The organism is Shewanella sp. Actino-trap-3 (assembly GCF_002836275.1).
GTDB lineage: Bacteria > Pseudomonadota > Gammaproteobacteria > Enterobacterales > Shewanellaceae > Shewanella > Shewanella psychromarinicola.
On record NZ_PJCE01000001.1, the window covers coordinates 2,187,972 to 2,204,160 of the forward strand.

Here is a 16,189-nt window from a genome sequence, read left to right on the forward strand (position 1 = left end):
ATAAAAATGGGTTAGCTTATTGTTAAGCTAACCCATCATATTGTTTATCGCTTAATCGTTATGTCTACAGCTCAAACAACACATCGGTGCGGATAATGTATTTAATCCCTTGATAAATCGGTTCAGAGCTATGAATACAATGCAGCGGATGCATACCGTGAGGGAAACAAAGCACACTCCCCGCTGGGGTTCTGACATCCACGGTCTTAACATTATCGCCGTGTTTTGCCGGTAAATGAGGGTTATCCGCATTGACTAAAAATCGGGTGGCACCACCTTCAAAGTCTTCAGTCAGTAAGATTAAAAAAGTCAGCTGACTGTAACGATCGCCAAAAGCATCTCGCACGAGTTCACCGTCTATCACTTGGCTGCCTGGCCACGAACCATCTGAATGCGGCTTAAAGAAATCGCCTTCGTTATAACGGTAAAAACGAAAACGGTTATTTAATCCTAAGGCGGCTTTACCATCAAAAATGCCTAAGGTGTCATCCATAAGATGCTTAACCCTATCCCAAATGACTTGCTCAGTGGTGTTATCCACCACCCAAGTTAAGCTGTCGTTATGACGAACATGACGAGGCAGTGACACTGCGGCATCCGGTAAAAAGCCCATCGTCTCGCTGGCCGAAATTAACCGTTTACACTCATCGGCCGACAACACATTGAGTAATTGAAAAGCACCAGGCACTTCGGCTAACATTTTTTTGCTCACCTTAGTTCGCTCTGTTTGCGTCAGCTCTGCATCGTTAAGCGCTGCGATATTGGCTTGATGATTAGCCCACGTTGGCAACGCCGGATGCTCTGCGCCGGGTTCACGTGCCACCACAAAATAAGCTGAATTTTCACTTGTTGTGTTCATTTTTTTATACCTTTAACCATAAAATGGGCCAGCGATTGTTCACCAAAAAATGGGTTAATCAATGTTGCCCAGCTCAAAAATTTAATAACTCATTACGCGTACTTGGGCAAATTGACGATGCCCTGCAGCAGTACCATGAAAGCCAAAACCACTTTGCTTAGCGCCAACCCATGGCGCATTACCGGCACCCGCACCTTGGTTAACTCCCACCATGCCAGCCTCAAGTTGCTCAGCAACCGCTTTAGCGCCCTGGCCACCAAACACCACTGCAGCTAAACCATAATGGCTATCGTTAGCTCTACTTATAGCCTCATCAATGTGCTTATAACGACTGATAGCGACCACAGGGCCAAAGGTTTCTTCGCGCTCGATTAACATCTCTGGCGTTATTCCGCTAACCACGGTTGGCTGAATAAACGGTAATGCATAATCATCGCTACCAAGTAAAAAACTCGCCCCTTTGGCTTTAGCATCTTGCAATTGCTCAAGTACTTTCTGGTGCTGCATTGGGTTCACTAAAGGACCAATATTTACATTGGCTTCATCCCATTTACCGACTTGATAACGGCTGGCCAACATCACCACCTTCTGTTCAAACTCATCGGCAATACGTTCATCCACGTAGACGCGCTCTGTTGAGGTACACATTTGTCCGGCGTTTTCAAACGAACTAGCTACTGCAAACCTGACCGCTGCGTCAATATTGGCCGTCGCCATCACAATCATGGGATCGTTGCCACCAAGCTCCATCACTAAGCGCTTTAAGCCCGCTGCCGCATTGGCCATAATGTGCTTTCCTGCCGCCATAGAACCCGTAAATGCCACCATATTAATGTCTGCCGCCACCAGAGCTTGGCCAAGGGATCTATCGCCTTGTGCCAGTTGCAGCACATTTTTTGGCAATACACTATTCAATGTATTGATAAACAACTCAGCCACTAATGGTGTCTGTTCCGACGGTTTTAATATCACACTGTTACCGGCCATGAGTGCTGGCATCAGCAAGTTATTGGCCATGGCTAACGGATAGTTCCATGGCGAAATCACCGCCACAACACCTAATGGTCGATATTGTATTTCAGTGCGGTTATCAACTTGCTCAGTAGTTAATGCATCGCTTATTTCACTGGCAAAATACGCTGCATTTTGTACCGTACCACCCACTTCATAAGTGGCTCGGCGATGATCTTTACCCATTTCTTGGCCGATTAATCTTGCCAGCTCATCTTGTACCGCCACAAGTTGCTGGTAGGCCTTGACCAGATACTGTTGACGTTCAATGAGCGACAAACTCGCCCAACTTTTTTGCGCGACTCGGGCATTGGCAATGACCTCAGGTAACTGAGATATCGCTAAGGTTTCAACACTGCCAACCGCTGTGGCTTCAATATGTTGGCCGTCATCGGCTTTGTGATAACTCGCCGGATCGTAAGAGGTTAATACTGCCATGGAGAAATATTCCTTAATGGGACAAAAATGACACTAGCCTGAATTAAGTCTATTTTGATACAATAGGATACAAAAGCAACCAGTATACTTTTAGTAACCTAGGCTAACTTAAGTTGAAAAAATGAAAACAACAATTGAAACAATGAATAACGGTCAAAAAAAAGTTATCAACCCTTGCGCAGAACCCTGCTCAGTTGAGCGTGGAATGCGAGTGTTAGGCGGAAAATGGAAAGCATCAATACTATGGCACTTGCAAGATGGTCCAGTACGATTTAATGATTTATCTCGCATGTTAGGCGGTGCCAGTAAGAAAATGGTCGATCAACGTCTTAAAGAATTAGAAACCCAAGGATTAGTGAGCCGCCATGTGATTAGTGATCGCCCTATTGCAGTGTCTTATGCCATTACCGATCTTGGCCGTACCGCATTGGATATTTTAGAGCGCTTAAAAGATTGGGCAGACGAATATGTGGTGTAACTGAATCAGTGGTAAATAAATCACGATAACAAAGACATAAACTAAAAAACCAAAATTAGAAACACCACTGCCTACAACTTTTCAACATCCAGTAATAAACTATAATGAGTAGGATCGTTGATATATAGAATAAATAGGATAAGATGCGCGGAAAATTCGGCTTAAGGTAATCCTATTTCATGATTAAGTCTCTTTTCACTTTTATAACTATTGTGGTGATATCGCTTATTTCGCTCGTTAGTGAAGCAAAAGAAAAAGTGACTTTTTATACTGAGGCATACTCGCCATTTCAATCTCAAAATCAGCAAGGTCAATTAGTTGGTTTTTCAATTGATATCTTACACGCTACCCAGCAATATGTTAATTTTGATATCGATATTCAAATGATGCCTTGGAGTCGGGCCTATAGAAATGCTCAAAAGCACCCTAATACGTTTATTTTTTCAATTGGGAAAACCGACAAACGCTTGACGTCTTTTAAATGGGTAAGCGATTTTTACACGGTACAAGACGCGATTTACAAACAAACCGCAAGAACCGATATCGATATATCTAATCCAGATGATATCGACAGGTACAACATAGCGCTATCTCGCAATGACGTGTCACTGGAGCGCTTAAACATTGAACATGATTATGACAACGTGTATTTAGTGACCAACCAAACTACTGCGGTAAAAATGCTCCAATTTGGCCGCGTTGATTTAAATTACAACAATGAAATTGGTTTTAATGAAGCAGTAAAAAACTTAGGATTTAATCATGCCGATTTTACTCCGGCATTTATTGTTAGCAAAATTTCATTAGGGCTAGCAACTCACAAAGACACCCGCATTGAGTTATTTAATCAAATGCAGCAAGCGTTTGACACCATCAAAGAAAACGGCGAATTTAACCATGTTGTTGCCAAGTGGTTTCCTGGCTCTGATACCAAAAAAGTTAACTTAAGTGCTACAGCAAGTATGGATATCCCGCCCAATCTTAACTAAACGATGAGTGAGCGGCTAAATCAAAAGACTAATTTGAATAGCCATCAACAAACCTACATTGTTGTTAGTAATCAAAACCCAACTGAGCTTTAATCCCATCATTAAACGCGTGTTTTATCGGTTGAACCTCACTAACTGTGTCGGCTAATTCAATGATGTCACGATGACAAGCGCGGCCAGTAATAATCACGTGTTGCATCGCAGGGCGATTTTTTAATGCCGTTAATACCCGCTCAAGCTCGATATAGTGATAACTGACCATGTAAGTCAGCTCATCAAGTAACACCATGTTAATCGATTCATCTTTAAGCAGTTTTTCTGCTTCTAGCCAAGCTTCCATTGCGGCTTGGGTGTCTTTTTCTTTGTCTTGGGTGTCCCAGGTAAACCCCGTGCCCATCACATGAAATGGCACCCCTGCGCCTTCTAATAAATTACGTTCGCCACAAGCCCAAGAACCTTTAATAAATTGCACTACCGCCGCTTTATGGCCATGGCCTACAGCACGAGCAACGGAGCCAAAACCTGATGTCGATTTACCTTTTCCGTTACCGGTTAGTACCAGCAAAATACCTTTTTCTTCTTGGGCTGCGGCAATTTTAGCATCAACACCCACTTTGACTTTCTGTTGGCGGGCTTTATGACGTTCAGCTTTGCTTGCATCAATAGCGCTAGCTTGTTCGTTGTCGTGGTGATCAGTTGTCATGAGATTATTCCTTTCAATGTATTCATATCCAAATGCGCTTCTAATACATCGGCAAGACGATTTAGTTGCTGCTCGCGGATCTGGTTAATATCGATAGCATGGTGACTCGCTAAGCCTGCCCATTGCAAAATAAGTTGGCATGCAGCGGGATGATCGAATAATCCATGCACATAGGTCGCTAAAATTTGTTGGTCATTGCTCACCATGCCATCGAGCTTGGTGATCGGCATTGTCTGCTGTGCATCTTGTTCAATCGATAGCGGCTGCGTTACATCACTTTGAGTGAATGAAGACTCACCACAATGGATCTCATACCCACTAAACTCTGCCCGCTGGTGTTGTAAGCGTAAGTGACCCCTTACTTGAGTTAAGGTTTTACTAACCGTTAATACGGTAGTAATAGGTAATAAGCCCAATCCTTTGCTGCAACCGGCAATGTCTTCAATGCCTAAAGGGTCATCAATTAGCTCACCGAGCATTTGATAACCGCCACAAATCCCGATGACTTTACCGCCGTAACGTAAATGGGTTTTGAGTTTAATATCCCAACCTTGTTGACGCATAAAAGCCAAATCTGCGCGGACATTTTTACTGCCTGGCAAAATGATGACATCGGCGTTAGGCCATACCGTCGAGCTTGCATCGCTTTGCATACTCACATAATGAAAATCAATATGCGGGTGTAAACGCAGCGGATCAAAGTCGGTATGATTACTGATCCTTGGATACACTAACACCAATACAGACATACGCTGGCTGGTAGATAATGCTGTCGGTAATGAGCTTTGATGATGATCAATTAACGCATCTTCAGCGTCTAAATGTAGGTCGTGTAAATAAGGTAATACGCCTAATACGGGTTTTTGGGTATAGGCTTCAAGCCAGTCAATACCCGGTTGCAACAAGCTGATGTCACCGCGAAAACGATTTATCACAAAGCCTTTTACCCGTGCTTGTTCAGACAGACTTAACAAGGCCAACGTGCCAACCAAATGGGCAAATACGCCGCCTTTATCAATATCGGCAATAATAATCACTGGGCAGTCGGCCACTTCTGCAAAACCCATATTAGCAATATCGCCATCACGTAAATTGATTTCTGCGGGACTGCCCGCCCCTTCTATGACCACCAGCGAGTATTGTTGCTGTAAGCGTCGGTATGATTGCATCACGGCCGCTAAGGCTAAGGTTTTATAACCTCGACTCTCAGGGCCGAAAAAAGCCTTCGCTTCTAATGTGGTTAACGCTTTACCGTGAATAATCACTTGCGCGCCAGTATCAGAGCTGGGTTTTAACAGCACGGGATTAAAATCGGTATGAGGGGGTAATTGACATGCGATGGCTTGCAGTGCTTGAGCGCGACCTATTTCACCCCCATCAATGGTTACCGCACTGTTTAATGCCATATTTTGTGGCTTAAAAGGCGCAACATTGACTCCTTGGCGGGCAAATAAGCGACATAGCCCTGCAACAAGAGTGCTTTTACCGGCATCAGATGTGGTGCCTTGCACCATTAATGCCCCGGACAATAGGTCAGCGGTTGGCAGGGTAAAATGCGGCAATGACATTATGCTTTTAAGGTCAAAGGCAGGCCCGCAACCACCAAAGTGACTTGGTCTGATATTGCCGCTATCGATTGGTTAAGCCAACCGGCTTCATCAACAAAACGGCGATTTAACTCGCCCATGGGAACAATACCCGAGCCCACTTCATTGCTGACTAATACCACTTCACTTTGCAACGCGGGCAGACTGTCGATGAGTAATGATTTTTGAGAAGCCCACGAGGCACCATCATCTAACAATAAATGATTGGTTAATAATAACGTCAAACAATCAAGCAATATCACTTGCTGGGGTTTATCGATTGCCACCAAGGTTTGTGCAATATCGTAAGCTTGTTCATGCAGTGTCCAGCCATGGGCGCTAGACACTCTATATTGATGATGTTGCTCAATACGCTGCGACATTTCATTGTCTAGCGCCGTTGCCGTGGCTAAATACACGCATTGGTAACCAATAGCAGCGTATTCGGCTACACATTGCTCTGCAAATTGACTCTTACCGCTGCGCGCACCACCCAACACCAAATGGATCATCAGCTTAATCCCACCGCTAAAATGACAAGATAACAACACACTTCGCTAATTTGCTGTGCTGCGCCTAATGTGTCACCAGTATAGCCTCCAATCTGTTTACGGAAGAATCCGCCTAACAAAATACGCACCAGCCATAAGGTGATAAACAGTACAAATGCCACTAGGCCATTAAGCCATAACAACACAAAAATACCGCTAGCAATTAATATAAGCAAGTCATTGAGCTGCTGATTTTGTGCTACAGGCATTGACTTACTGGTCTGTTCATTTCGGACATATTGTTCACTGAAAATTAAGCTCGCCGACACGACTCGACTTAAGGTGTGACCCACGACAAGTGCGCTGACCGCCGCCAGTGGGCTGTATAAAGCTAACTCTACCAATAATTGCCATTTAAGTAGTAACACCAATCCCAGAGATAACGCCCCATAACTGCCCAAGCGCGAATCTTTCATAATCCGCAGCTTATCTTCAATCGTTCTACCACCACCAAACCCATCGGCGGTGTCGGCTAAACCGTCTTCATGAAATGCACCAGTGACTAACACACCCGCCACCATCGCCAGTAAAATAGCGATACTCGCGGGTAAAATGAGTTGTGCTAACCAAAACAACAGCGCACAAATTAAGCCAATCACTAAGCCGACCACACCAAAATATCGGCTTGCCTTGCTCTGCTTATCATTGTCGATAACCACCCAAGGCGGCACCGGGATCCGAGTAAAAAAACTCATTGCCACAAAAAATAGATTCAACTGCCGTAACCACTTTATCTCGCCAGACATCTTGTACCCTTAAACCGCATTATTAACACCAGCACCATAGAGACTGGCCATTTTATTGTGAAATTTCAGTGTAGCTTGAATTAACGCCAATGCAGCGCCAGTGCCCTCTCCAAACCTTAATCCCAGCAACAACAATAGTGGGGTTAAGGCTGTTGTAATAGAAGCTTATGTCCTTGCTCTTGCCACTGATGAGCAAAGACTCAATAATCTCTTGATTGTGGAAATAATGTTACCGCAACTCATGCTGCAGCAGTAGCGATAAAACCATCAATCATCACTCATTTTTTTTGTTCCCTAGCCACTAAAATCGCCCCAATCATTGACACGATTCTAACGCCAGCTAAAGGGCTAAAATGGCCCATGAACAGACTTACTCATGACGATGTAAGTCTAACGCTTGGTTAATTAATCGGGGTTTAGTGACCAAGGTTGCATCATCAATTCCCGTGCATCGACCAATACACGGCTCAATAAATTGCTCAATACATTGCTCAATACATTGCTTAATACACTGCCTAACACATTACTCAATACACTGCTCAACATATTGCTCAACACACGGCACATTACGCAATAATGATATTCAGCATAGCTGACATTACCGCAGTTGCGGCACAAGTATTGCTTATAACCATTTTACCCAAAGCAATAACATTGCAACCAGCACCAACAAGACGTGCACCCGCTGACGAGTAAGCTCTATCCCTTAGGCGACTTTTCAAGCCCATTGCGGCCGCTAAATGTATCGCCTGAGTACCTGCGCCTAAACGTTGAAGATAACATTGGCTTGGCCCGTTAGCGGCTGTAATATCGGGCAATCAATTATCTCAAGCTCAAAACCGACTTAACGACACTTGTCAGTCAATGAGATCGTTTAACGGCGTTGACGCAAAATAAACAAGAAAAATACACTACCCAAAGCGGCAGTGATAATACCGACAGGCAATTCTTGGTTCGATAAAATACATCGCGCTATCACGTCAATCCACACCATAAATAATCCCCCCAACATCGCGGTTAAGATCAGCGGCTGACGTCCGGAAAACAATAGCCTAACCGTGTGCGGGATCATCAACCCCACAAAACCAATGCCCCCGCACGTCGCCACCAACATCGCGGTGATCAGTGAACACAGTAACAACATACTTAAACGCAATTTAGCGACATTAATGCCTAAGGTGTGAGCGGTTTCATCACCCGCTTTTAGCGCCATAATTTGCCGTCTAAACGCCAACATAATTAACAAACTAATACCAACTGTCACACTGGGTAATAGTAAATTAGACCAACTGGCTTTGGCAAAACTGCCTAAGCTCCAAAATAATACTGATGCCGCGGCCTGTGGGCTAGAGAAATACAACAGCAAACTAGTTAGTGCGCCGAACAGAAACGAGGTCGCCACACCAGACAACAACATACGTTCAACTTGACTACTTTGACCAGAAGCCGACAATATAAACACAATCAATACCGATAAACTGGCGCCAATAAATGCCCCAATCGGTATGCTTAACGTCGACCAAGACCACCAAGGTTGTGCCGTAAAGCTTGGTTTTATCGACAATGCGCCTGAAAATATCTCCGCAAACAAGCCTGTTTGGCTGAATAATGACACCACCAACACAGCACCAAATGACGCCCCAGAGCTAATGCCAAATAAGTAAGGGTCGGCTAGCGGATTACGGGTCACGGTTTGCAATACGCTGCCCGCGATAGACAAGCCAGCACCAGCCACAAAGGCTAACAAAATCCGCGGCAAGCGTAATTCAAGCACAATACGTTGGCTCAACTCGATAGCATGCTCACTGCCATCAATAGAACTCGGTATGTCATCCCCCCATAAAGTATTGAAAATGGTCAATACGTCATTAAGATCAATATTGGCTGCACCAAAACTGGCCGAAAAAATAGGGGTAAGTAGCGTGGCAAATATCAACAAACTGAAACACACATAATACCGACGTTGCGATGCATCAATCATGATCAGAGCATCCTTTCTTGCTTGCCCGGTAACCATAGAAATAACTGATGAGGGGGTTACCATGTTGTGGATGATCGTTGACGTGGCAGCAAACGCCAAACACCTCACTAATTTGCCGCTCGGTGAGTACTTCTGTTGGGGTACCTTTAGCAATTAACCGCCCTTGGTCGAGTAGCAGTAATTTATCGCACATCGCACTGGCTAAATTCAGGTCATGTATAGAAGCAATAACACTGATCCCTAGTGATACGACGAGTTCAAGGATTTGAATTTGATAACGAATATCTAAATGATTGGTAGGTTCATCTAATATAAGAATATGTGGCTGTTGCACAATGGCTCGGGCAATAAGTGCACGTTGTTTTTCACCACCAGATAATAGCTCATACTGTTGCTGCGCTTTTTGCTGCAATCCCACTTTGGTTAATGCACTTAAAATACGTTCTCGGTCTTGCGCTGTGTTGGGGTCAAACAAGTTTTTATGCGGTGTTAGCCCCATTGTCACTAACTGCTCAGTAGTCATATCAAAATAATGCGGGGTATCTTGTTGCACCACAGCAATACTCTGCGCTAACGATTTAGAGGAAAAACCACTGATGGGTTTGGAAAAAATTTCAATATTGCCGCTAGTTGGCTCAATATAACGATACAAGCAACGTAACAGACTCGACTTACCCGCACCATTGGGGCCAATGAGCCCTAGCATTTGGCCTCTAGGCAAACTGAAATCAATATCAGCTAGAATGGTTTTATTATCGACTGTCCAAAAGAGATGATTGACATCCAATACTGATTCAGACATGTAAATGACCTCGCCATGTCCAATTAATTAACACATACATCTATTTAATAACTCCCCTAAGTCACCCGCTTAGGCATGGATATTGAGGCAATTCAAAGCTGGTATCTGACTTGTGCACCAATGGTTAATTGGTCCATCTACAGTTGCGGGTACAGTTTGGGCTTATCCCAATTCCCAATACCTTGAAAGGCACTATGATTATGGCGCTATGGTTCTGATGAGTCGATTATAACGCTATGGTTATTAAGCTATTAATATGATGCTTCGATTATAACGCTATCAATATAAAACTATGATTATAACAATATGATTATTACGCTATTAATATGACGTTATAGTAATAATTCTATGACTATCAATATGACGCGTTAAGCCTATGTAATGCTCACTTTAGCTACCTTGCTATCTATTACAACAGATTGAAAACAGTCAAGCTTATCAATATCGTCAAGCCAATAGACATCGAGCACCATAATAGCAGCATAGGGGATCGCTAGGTTAGCGAATAATCCGCTACATTGGCCAGCCTTAAGCACATATTCCATTAAGCAACGCATCATGCCACCGTGAGTCACCAATAACGCACCGGGGCAATTGCCAACTTGAGCAGCTTATTTCATCTCAAACGGGTCATTTGTTTGACTAACAAGGCGCATTGACCCGTCAATAGCGAGCCTATTGCAAGTTAAGCAACGCAGTTAGCAGGATAAAGGATTGTTGGATAAGCCGTTATCTCCCGCCCTGAGGTTAACGAGTACGGCTATGTTACCAAGACCACCACAGAAGATGGCAATGTCGTTTATGCAGGAGTAATTAACGACCTTGAACGCAGTCACTTCTCGACATGCTGGCTCCTGCATGTCGAGGTCGTTTGGGTATGTGACCATTGCCATTACAAGATAATGGCAGTAATTTACTCCCTCTCGCTAAATTTTTTGATGTTTCTTCACCAAGCCAAAGTCAGCCAAAATCGCGTAGGCACAAGGAATAATAAATAACACCATCAAGGTAGAGGCAAAGATCCCGAATACGATTGAGACAACCAAGGGCTGTACTACTTGCGCCTGAAGACTCGTTTCGAGCAATAGGGGTAACAGACCTGCGGCCGTCGTCAGCGACGTTAAAAATACCGCCCTAAATCGTTCCCGACTGGCACTTACAACGGCTTCATGAACGCTATCACCTTCATCGACATGATGACGTATATATTGCACCAGCAAGATAGAGTCATTGACGACTATGCCTGCAAGGGAGATAAAGCCCATTATCGATGGCATAGATAGGTTATAGCCAAGTAGCACGTGCCCCCAAAGCACGCCTATCAAAGACAAGGGTATTGCCAACATCACCACCACAGGCTCGAGGTAACTCCTGAATTGAAAACTGAGTATGACAAAAAGTCCAAATATTCCGATAAGGAATCCCTTACCAAGAGAGGCGCCCGTCTTCGCCGTCTCTTTTGCCGAGCCTTCGAAGTCGACCTTAACCCCAGGATAATCTTCAGTGGCTTGCGGCAGCCAATCGGATTTTATCTTAGCTAATGTTTCGGTGGAATTACCCTTGCGGTTGTCAACATCGGCCATCACGGTAACCGAACGTTGGCTATTGATCCGCTGAATACGGACATAAGATCTTTGATGCTCTAATTTGGCGATCGCCGACAGAGGCAACTGCTCCCCATTGGCTAACATAATGGGAAAGTTAGCCAATGCATGAAGATCGCCTGCTTGCTCCTTATTCAGCCTAACTTCAATTTCGATATTCTCGGGCCCAATTTGGATCTCATCGGCCCGTTGGCCAAAGAAAGCACTTCGCAGTTGACTGGCGACCAACTGACCATCGATGCCGAAGACTTCCGCTCCGGGCCTCAGACTGACCTTAATTTCCTCTTTCCCCGGACGCATATCATCGAGAATACCGTTGATACCGTCAAACTGGGCAAGATAAGATTGCAGCGAAACCGAGGCCTGCTTTAGCATATCCAGATCATCACCTAGCAGGCGAACCTCGATATCACGACCCGCAGGCCCCATTGTTGGCTGCTTAAAGACCATAGACAAAGGGGCTGCTAGCTCAACCGTACCGTCGCGCCAATCTTCGATAAAATCTTCTATCAGCGTATTTCGAGTTTCGGCCGACAAGAGATCTAACCTAACCGTCGCCACATGAGGCCCTTTCTCGCCCGCATCGGCATTAAAATTAAACTGTGCGGTAATATCTTCAATAAGCTCAACGCCCTCTTCCACGTCTTGGGTATAGCGAGCAGCCGTCTCTTTAGCACTGAGGATCACTTGTTCGACAACCTCCTGAGTCGAGCTCAATGGGCTGCCAGGTGGCAGGATAATTCTCACTTCGGCGATATCACCATCAAGCTCCGGAAAGGGCAAGAATTTCAACACGCCACCTGCGACCAGCGCCACAGATGAGAGCAAGATACCTAAGGTTATGCCAACGCTGGCGTAGCGCCAATGCACCACAAACCTAACCGCATTGACGAGTGTCGTATTACGAAACGTTTCGAATGCGGCTAAAAAATCTCGCTTAAATTTAAGCTCAGGCCTAGGCGCTTTCTTGGGGACATGGCTTAATGAATGGTTTAAATGGTTGGGCAAAATTAAAAATGCCTCAATCAAACTGATACTGAGCACCATAATCAGCACCGTCGGGATAGCCGAGAGTACGGCGCCCATCTGACCATCGAGACCAAGTAAACTACTGAAGATTAAAATGGTGGTCAGAAACGAGGAGACCACGCCTGGGGCAACCTTTTTAACCCCTTGAACCACGGCATCATGTGGCGCTAAGCCCCGGTCGACATGGGAGGCGATAGACTCGGCGATAACGATGGCATCATCCATCATGATCCCGATGGCCATAAGCAAACCGACTAAACTCATGATGTTAATGGAGACGCCAAAGAGACTCATCAAATAGATGCCGCCTAAAAAGGCAACAGGAAGACCTGCCGATACCCAAAAAGAGTAACGCAAAGAGAAAAATAACCACATGCTAAAGAAGACTAGGATGATCCCTTGCCAGCCATTGGTTAACATCATATCCAGACGATCTTTAAGCAGCGACGAGAGATCGTTGGTCAAGGTCAAACTCACGCCATCGGGCACACGTAAACGCTCTTGCTCGATAAAACGGCTTACTTTCTGTTTTATTCTTAAGGCATCATCGGCTTTGTTCTTCTTCACCTTGAGTATGGCGGCGTGCTGCCCGTTGAAAAAGATGTGCTCTTCATCGAGTTCAAATCGGTCAGTCACGGTGGCAATATCGCCGAGTCGGACCACGCTGCCGTCGCTGGTAGAGGCCACGATGGTTTGCTTTAACGCCGCTGGCGTGACTTTGCGCTCATCGAATCTGAGCAGCAGATTTTTATCTTTTAACTCAATATTACCGGCAGGGATCTTCACATTTTGCCGACCCACTTCATCGGCAATGTCGGTTGCAGTCAGCCCCAAACGGCGCATATCGATTTGATTAAGCTCAACCCGCAGTTGATGATCGGAAAAGCCAACAACGGATACCAGACTCACTCCGGCATCGATTTTCAAGCGACGTTTGAGATCCTCGGCATAATGCTTCAGATGGGGCCAGCTGGCATCGGCCGAAATAGCGATATCAACAACAGGTTCGGCCCAATCGAGCTCTTTAACGATCGGCGGTTCAATTTGTGATGGAAAGTTTTTAATCCCATTGATCTGGGTTTGCACATCCACAATAGCGCGCCCAATATCGGCTTTACCGTCCAGCTTGATAGTCATGGACGCGACGCCTTCTTGTGCGTCACATTTTACTTCTTCGACATTGCCTAGCCCATCGACCGCATCTTCCATACGCAGACATAGACTTTCTTCCACTTCTATCGGCGACGCGCCGGGATAAACCACGGTAGCGGTAACATAGGGAGGCGCAAACTCTGGAAAAGTCTCACGTTTTATTGATCCCAAACTCAATAATCCGAGCAAGAGTAGGCTGAGCATCAACAAATTAGCTAAGGTCGGATGACGGGTGATATAAGCGATCACTGACCGGCCTCCTCTCGGTTCACCTGAGATTGCTCAGCAGCATTAACGTCGAGGTCTGATGAGATATCTCTTAAAGACATCCCCGGGATAGCGGGAATAAGATCGTTGAGCACAATGTTATCACCAACGATAACGTCTGCTTTAATAGCCACTTGATCTTGATTACGGAACAAAATGGTCACCGGTTTTATCATCAGTTTATTATCCGAGCTCATCAGATATAGCTTGTCACCGTGAAGCGCCTTCTCGGGGACGATAAAATGTGGCTTTGCCTGGCCGTATATCCGCGCTGAAACAAACATTCCCTTGGTCAGAGGAGGCCGACTGAATGGCTTAAGCTGACGAATATCCTGCTCAACCTCAAGATATAAGCCGATGGTAGCCTGATTCGGATTAACCGTTTCTGCCACCCGGGTGACTTTAGCTGGCCAAGTAAAACGATTGCTTCCTACCTGAAACTCTACATCGGCTTGTAATGCTAAGAGCTCAAAAGAAGGTAGACTATTTTGTTCAGGGATCATTTCAATACTGCTGACTAAAGTGCGCATGTCCTGCAGTGATATTTCAGCCATTATCTCCGCAGTACCGAGTTGGTGAGCGATCAACATAGTTGATCCCATGGCAACCACCTGATCTTGCTCAATGTTGATATCGGCCACTCTGGCATCGAAGGGCAGCACAACCTTGGTTTGTTTCAGTCTTCTGCGGGCATCTTTTAACTGTGCAACATCGACGCTTTGCTGTGCTTGGCTCACTTTTCTATCGTCGGGAAGGAGCTTAATTGAGTTTTGCAGATCTTCCACCAGCTTGGTTTGTACCAACAAGGACTGATGCTGACTTTCAAGTTCAGAAATCGACACCAAATTACGCTTTTTGAGGGTGAGCTTACGTTGATATTCCTGCTTAGCCAGATCCAGTTTCTGGTTCTCTATCTGCAGGCTGGTATTGAGATTTCGCTCCTGCTGATCGAGCCTTGTCAGTTGTGCCGACGTAGCATTGAGACTCGCTTGTGCCTGTGCCAGCTTCAACTCATATTCCAGAGGGTCTATCTCTAGCACCAAGGTATCCTTTGGTAACATTCGGCCCGTTTCAAGCTGAGGGTGGCGGTAGATAACTTTGCCACTCACTTCGGCGACGGCTTGCCATATATGCTTAGGTGTCACGCGACCAAACCCCTGTATTCTTGGGGCCAGCAAGGTTTTGTCCAGGGTGAGAATGTCAACCGCCCTGGCTTTATCATAACTCTGGACAACCGAGGGTGATGGTTTTAGGGCTATAGCTAAAAATAATATCAGCATTCCGCATAGGACACCGGGGAGCAGAAAACGTTTCTTATTACTGGTCATTATTTTTGTCCTTTGTCGGCATCAAGCCTCTTGCAAGCAGATTGGTATTTTGCTGTGCAAGTTTCATTAAAAATTCTGGGGTGATTTGTATACCGAGTCGACTCAAGAACCCTTCGGGCACAATAAATGGAAAGATCATCATCGAAAAAAAACTCAGTTGAGCGCAATGGATATCAACATCATCGTGCAACAGTCCCTTAGCTTCGAGTTTATCAAACATCATGATGTCATCCACATTGACAATTTCGTTAAACACCTTGGTTATCTCTTTATTTTCAGGAATACTTTGATCTAGGCCTGCCAGACGGAAAATTAATCTTGGGAAATGGGGATGCGCTGACATCACTTGATAGTAGGTCTGCATCAAGCTTGCCGGGCCATGGGCTTGTTTTTCTTTATTCACCTTGTAGAGCTCTTGTTTCACTGGAGCGGCCGTCTCTCGCAACATCGCGATAAACAGATTTTGTTTAGAGCCAAAGTAATAGCGAATAAGCCCGGGATCAGTGCCTGCAAGCGCCGCGACATCACGAACGGTAACCTGAGAGTAGTCACGTTCGACAAAAAGAGACCTTGCAGCCTGAATAAGCTTATCGCGATTTTGGGTCTCTCCACTGGGGCGTCCCACTTTATTCTTGGTATCAGGCATACAGAATTCCTCAGTTAAA

General features: G+C 45.2%; 17 protein-coding genes and 1 riboswitch. Of the genes, 2 read left to right on the top strand and 15 right to left on the bottom strand.

All coding sequences use genetic code 11. From position 1 onward, the window contains the following. Window positions 1–64: 64 nt before the first annotated feature. Together CXF80_RS09305 and CXF80_RS09310 are read right to left on the bottom strand one after the other, a co-directional pair. Window positions 65–859: a 2OG-Fe(II) oxygenase gene (locus CXF80_RS09305; protein ID WP_101032611.1), complete on the bottom strand. Its 795-nt coding sequence runs from the start codon at window positions 857–859 to the stop codon at window positions 65–67. 81 nt (window positions 860–940) lie between these two features. Then, the gene (locus CXF80_RS09310; RefSeq protein WP_101032612.1) at window positions 941–2,308 is read right to left on the bottom strand and encodes an aldehyde dehydrogenase family protein; all 1,368 of its coding nucleotides are present in this window, start codon (window positions 2,306–2,308) and stop codon (window positions 941–943) included. A gap of 121 nt (window positions 2,309–2,429) precedes the next feature. On the opposite strand from CXF80_RS09310, the gene CXF80_RS09315 reads away from it, so the two are divergent. Both CXF80_RS09315 and CXF80_RS09320 read left to right on the top strand, forming a co-directional pair. Continuing rightward, entirely contained in the window at window positions 2,430–2,786 is a 357-nt protein-coding gene (locus CXF80_RS09315; RefSeq protein ID WP_101032613.1) for a winged helix-turn-helix transcriptional regulator, read from the top strand. 179 nt (window positions 2,787–2,965) lie between these two features. Then, entirely contained in the window at window positions 2,966–3,775 is an 810-nt protein-coding gene (locus CXF80_RS09320) for a substrate-binding periplasmic protein (RefSeq protein WP_101032614.1), read from the top strand. Window positions 3,776–3,839: 64 nt separating this feature from the next. Here CXF80_RS09320 and cobO read toward each other — a convergent pair whose 3' ends face one another. The 13 genes from cobO to CXF80_RS09380 all read right to left on the bottom strand — a co-directional run bounded on the left by cobO (window position 3,840) and on the right by CXF80_RS09380 (window position 16,170). Next, a complete protein-coding gene (gene cobO, locus CXF80_RS09325) occupies window positions 3,840–4,478 on the bottom strand; it encodes a cob(I)yrinic acid a,c-diamide adenosyltransferase (protein ID WP_101032615.1) in 639 nt (212 codons plus the stop codon). Beyond that, window positions 4,475–6,046, bottom strand: a complete 1,572-nt coding sequence (locus CXF80_RS09330) for a cobyric acid synthase (protein ID WP_101032616.1) — start codon at window positions 6,044–6,046, stop codon at window positions 4,475–4,477. Before CXF80_RS09330 ends, cobO begins: the two co-directional genes overlap by 4 nt. Next, window positions 6,046–6,576: a bifunctional adenosylcobinamide kinase/adenosylcobinamide-phosphate guanylyltransferase gene (gene cobU, locus CXF80_RS09335; protein ID WP_101032617.1), complete on the bottom strand. Its 531-nt coding sequence runs from the start codon at window positions 6,574–6,576 to the stop codon at window positions 6,046–6,048. Before cobU ends, CXF80_RS09330 begins: the two co-directional genes overlap by 1 nt. Then, the gene (locus tag CXF80_RS09340; RefSeq protein ID WP_101032618.1) at window positions 6,576–7,361 is read right to left on the bottom strand and encodes an adenosylcobinamide-GDP ribazoletransferase; all 786 of its coding nucleotides are present in this window, start codon (window positions 7,359–7,361) and stop codon (window positions 6,576–6,578) included. The genes cobU and CXF80_RS09340 overlap by 1 nt, the downstream gene beginning before the upstream one ends. Before the next feature lie 9 nt (window positions 7,362–7,370). Then, a complete protein-coding gene (locus CXF80_RS20675) occupies window positions 7,371–7,496 on the bottom strand; it encodes a nicotinate-nucleotide--dimethylbenzimidazole phosphoribosyltransferase (RefSeq protein ID WP_332871102.1) in 126 nt (41 codons plus the stop codon). Window positions 7,497–7,766: 270 nt separating this feature from the next. Next, a complete protein-coding gene (locus CXF80_RS20425) occupies window positions 7,767–7,916 on the bottom strand; it encodes a hypothetical protein (RefSeq protein WP_232772073.1) in 150 nt (49 codons plus the stop codon). A gap of 11 nt (window positions 7,917–7,927) precedes the next feature. Next, complete coding sequence (locus CXF80_RS09350) at window positions 7,928–8,179, bottom strand: nicotinate-nucleotide--dimethylbenzimidazole phosphoribosyltransferase (protein WP_101032619.1); 252 nt, start codon at window positions 8,177–8,179, stop codon at window positions 7,928–7,930. A gap of 56 nt (window positions 8,180–8,235) precedes the next feature. Next, on the bottom strand, window positions 8,236–9,342 hold the full coding sequence (locus CXF80_RS09355) for a FecCD family ABC transporter permease (protein ID WP_101032620.1): 1,107 nt from the start codon (window positions 9,340–9,342) through the stop codon (window positions 8,236–8,238). Continuing rightward, a complete protein-coding gene (locus tag CXF80_RS09360; protein ID WP_101032621.1) occupies window positions 9,335–10,144 on the bottom strand; it encodes an ABC transporter ATP-binding protein in 810 nt (269 codons plus the stop codon). Before CXF80_RS09360 ends, CXF80_RS09355 begins: the two co-directional genes overlap by 8 nt. A gap of 79 nt (window positions 10,145–10,223) precedes the next feature. After that, window positions 10,224–10,344: riboswitch (cobalamin riboswitch) on the bottom strand. A gap of 174 nt (window positions 10,345–10,518) precedes the next feature. Beyond that, window positions 10,519–10,722 carry a hypothetical protein gene (locus CXF80_RS09365; RefSeq protein ID WP_157822206.1) on the bottom strand — a complete coding sequence of 68 codons (204 nt, stop codon included), beginning with the start codon at window positions 10,720–10,722 and terminating at the stop codon, window positions 10,519–10,521. Window positions 10,723–11,070: 348 nt separating this feature from the next. Then, window positions 11,071–14,178, bottom strand: a complete 3,108-nt coding sequence (locus CXF80_RS09370) for an efflux RND transporter permease subunit (RefSeq protein ID WP_101032623.1) — start codon at window positions 14,176–14,178, stop codon at window positions 11,071–11,073. Beyond that, the gene (locus CXF80_RS09375) at window positions 14,175–15,524 is read right to left on the bottom strand and encodes an efflux RND transporter periplasmic adaptor subunit (RefSeq protein WP_101032624.1); all 1,350 of its coding nucleotides are present in this window, start codon (window positions 15,522–15,524) and stop codon (window positions 14,175–14,177) included. Before CXF80_RS09375 ends, CXF80_RS09370 begins: the two co-directional genes overlap by 4 nt. After that, the gene (locus CXF80_RS09380; RefSeq protein WP_101032625.1) at window positions 15,514–16,170 is read right to left on the bottom strand and encodes a TetR/AcrR family transcriptional regulator; all 657 of its coding nucleotides are present in this window, start codon (window positions 16,168–16,170) and stop codon (window positions 15,514–15,516) included. The genes CXF80_RS09375 and CXF80_RS09380 overlap by 11 nt, the downstream gene beginning before the upstream one ends. Between the last annotated feature and the right edge of the window lie 19 nt (window positions 16,171–16,189).

Coding starts and splice junctions, on each gene's coding strand:
- CXF80_RS09305 (WP_101032611.1), bottom strand. CDS start 859: ATGAACACAACAAGTGAAAATTCAGCTTATTTTGTGGTGGCACGTGAA.
- CXF80_RS09310 (WP_101032612.1), bottom strand. CDS start 2,308: ATGGCAGTATTAACCTCTTACGATCCGGCGAGTTATCACAAAGCCGAT.
- CXF80_RS09315 (WP_101032613.1), top strand. CDS start 2,430: ATGAAAACAACAATTGAAACAATGAATAACGGTCAAAAAAAAGTTATC.
- CXF80_RS09320 (WP_101032614.1), top strand. CDS start 2,966: ATGATTAAGTCTCTTTTCACTTTTATAACTATTGTGGTGATATCGCTT.
- cobO (WP_101032615.1), bottom strand. CDS start 4,478: ATGACAACTGATCACCACGACAACGAACAAGCTAGCGCTATTGATGCA.
- CXF80_RS09330 (WP_101032616.1), bottom strand. CDS start 6,046: ATGTCATTGCCGCATTTTACCCTGCCAACCGCTGACCTATTGTCCGGG.
- cobU (WP_101032617.1), bottom strand. CDS start 6,576: ATGATCCATTTGGTGTTGGGTGGTGCGCGCAGCGGTAAGAGTCAATTT.
- CXF80_RS09340 (WP_101032618.1), bottom strand. CDS start 7,361: ATGTCTGGCGAGATAAAGTGGTTACGGCAGTTGAATCTATTTTTTGTG.
- CXF80_RS09355 (WP_101032620.1), bottom strand. CDS start 9,342: ATGATTGATGCATCGCAACGTCGGTATTATGTGTGTTTCAGTTTGTTG.
- CXF80_RS09360 (WP_101032621.1), bottom strand. CDS start 10,144: ATGTCTGAATCAGTATTGGATGTCAATCATCTCTTTTGGACAGTCGAT.
- CXF80_RS09375 (WP_101032624.1), bottom strand. CDS start 15,524: ATGACCAGTAATAAGAAACGTTTTCTGCTCCCCGGTGTCCTATGCGGA.
- CXF80_RS09380 (WP_101032625.1), bottom strand. CDS start 16,170: ATGCCTGATACCAAGAATAAAGTGGGACGCCCCAGTGGAGAGACCCAA.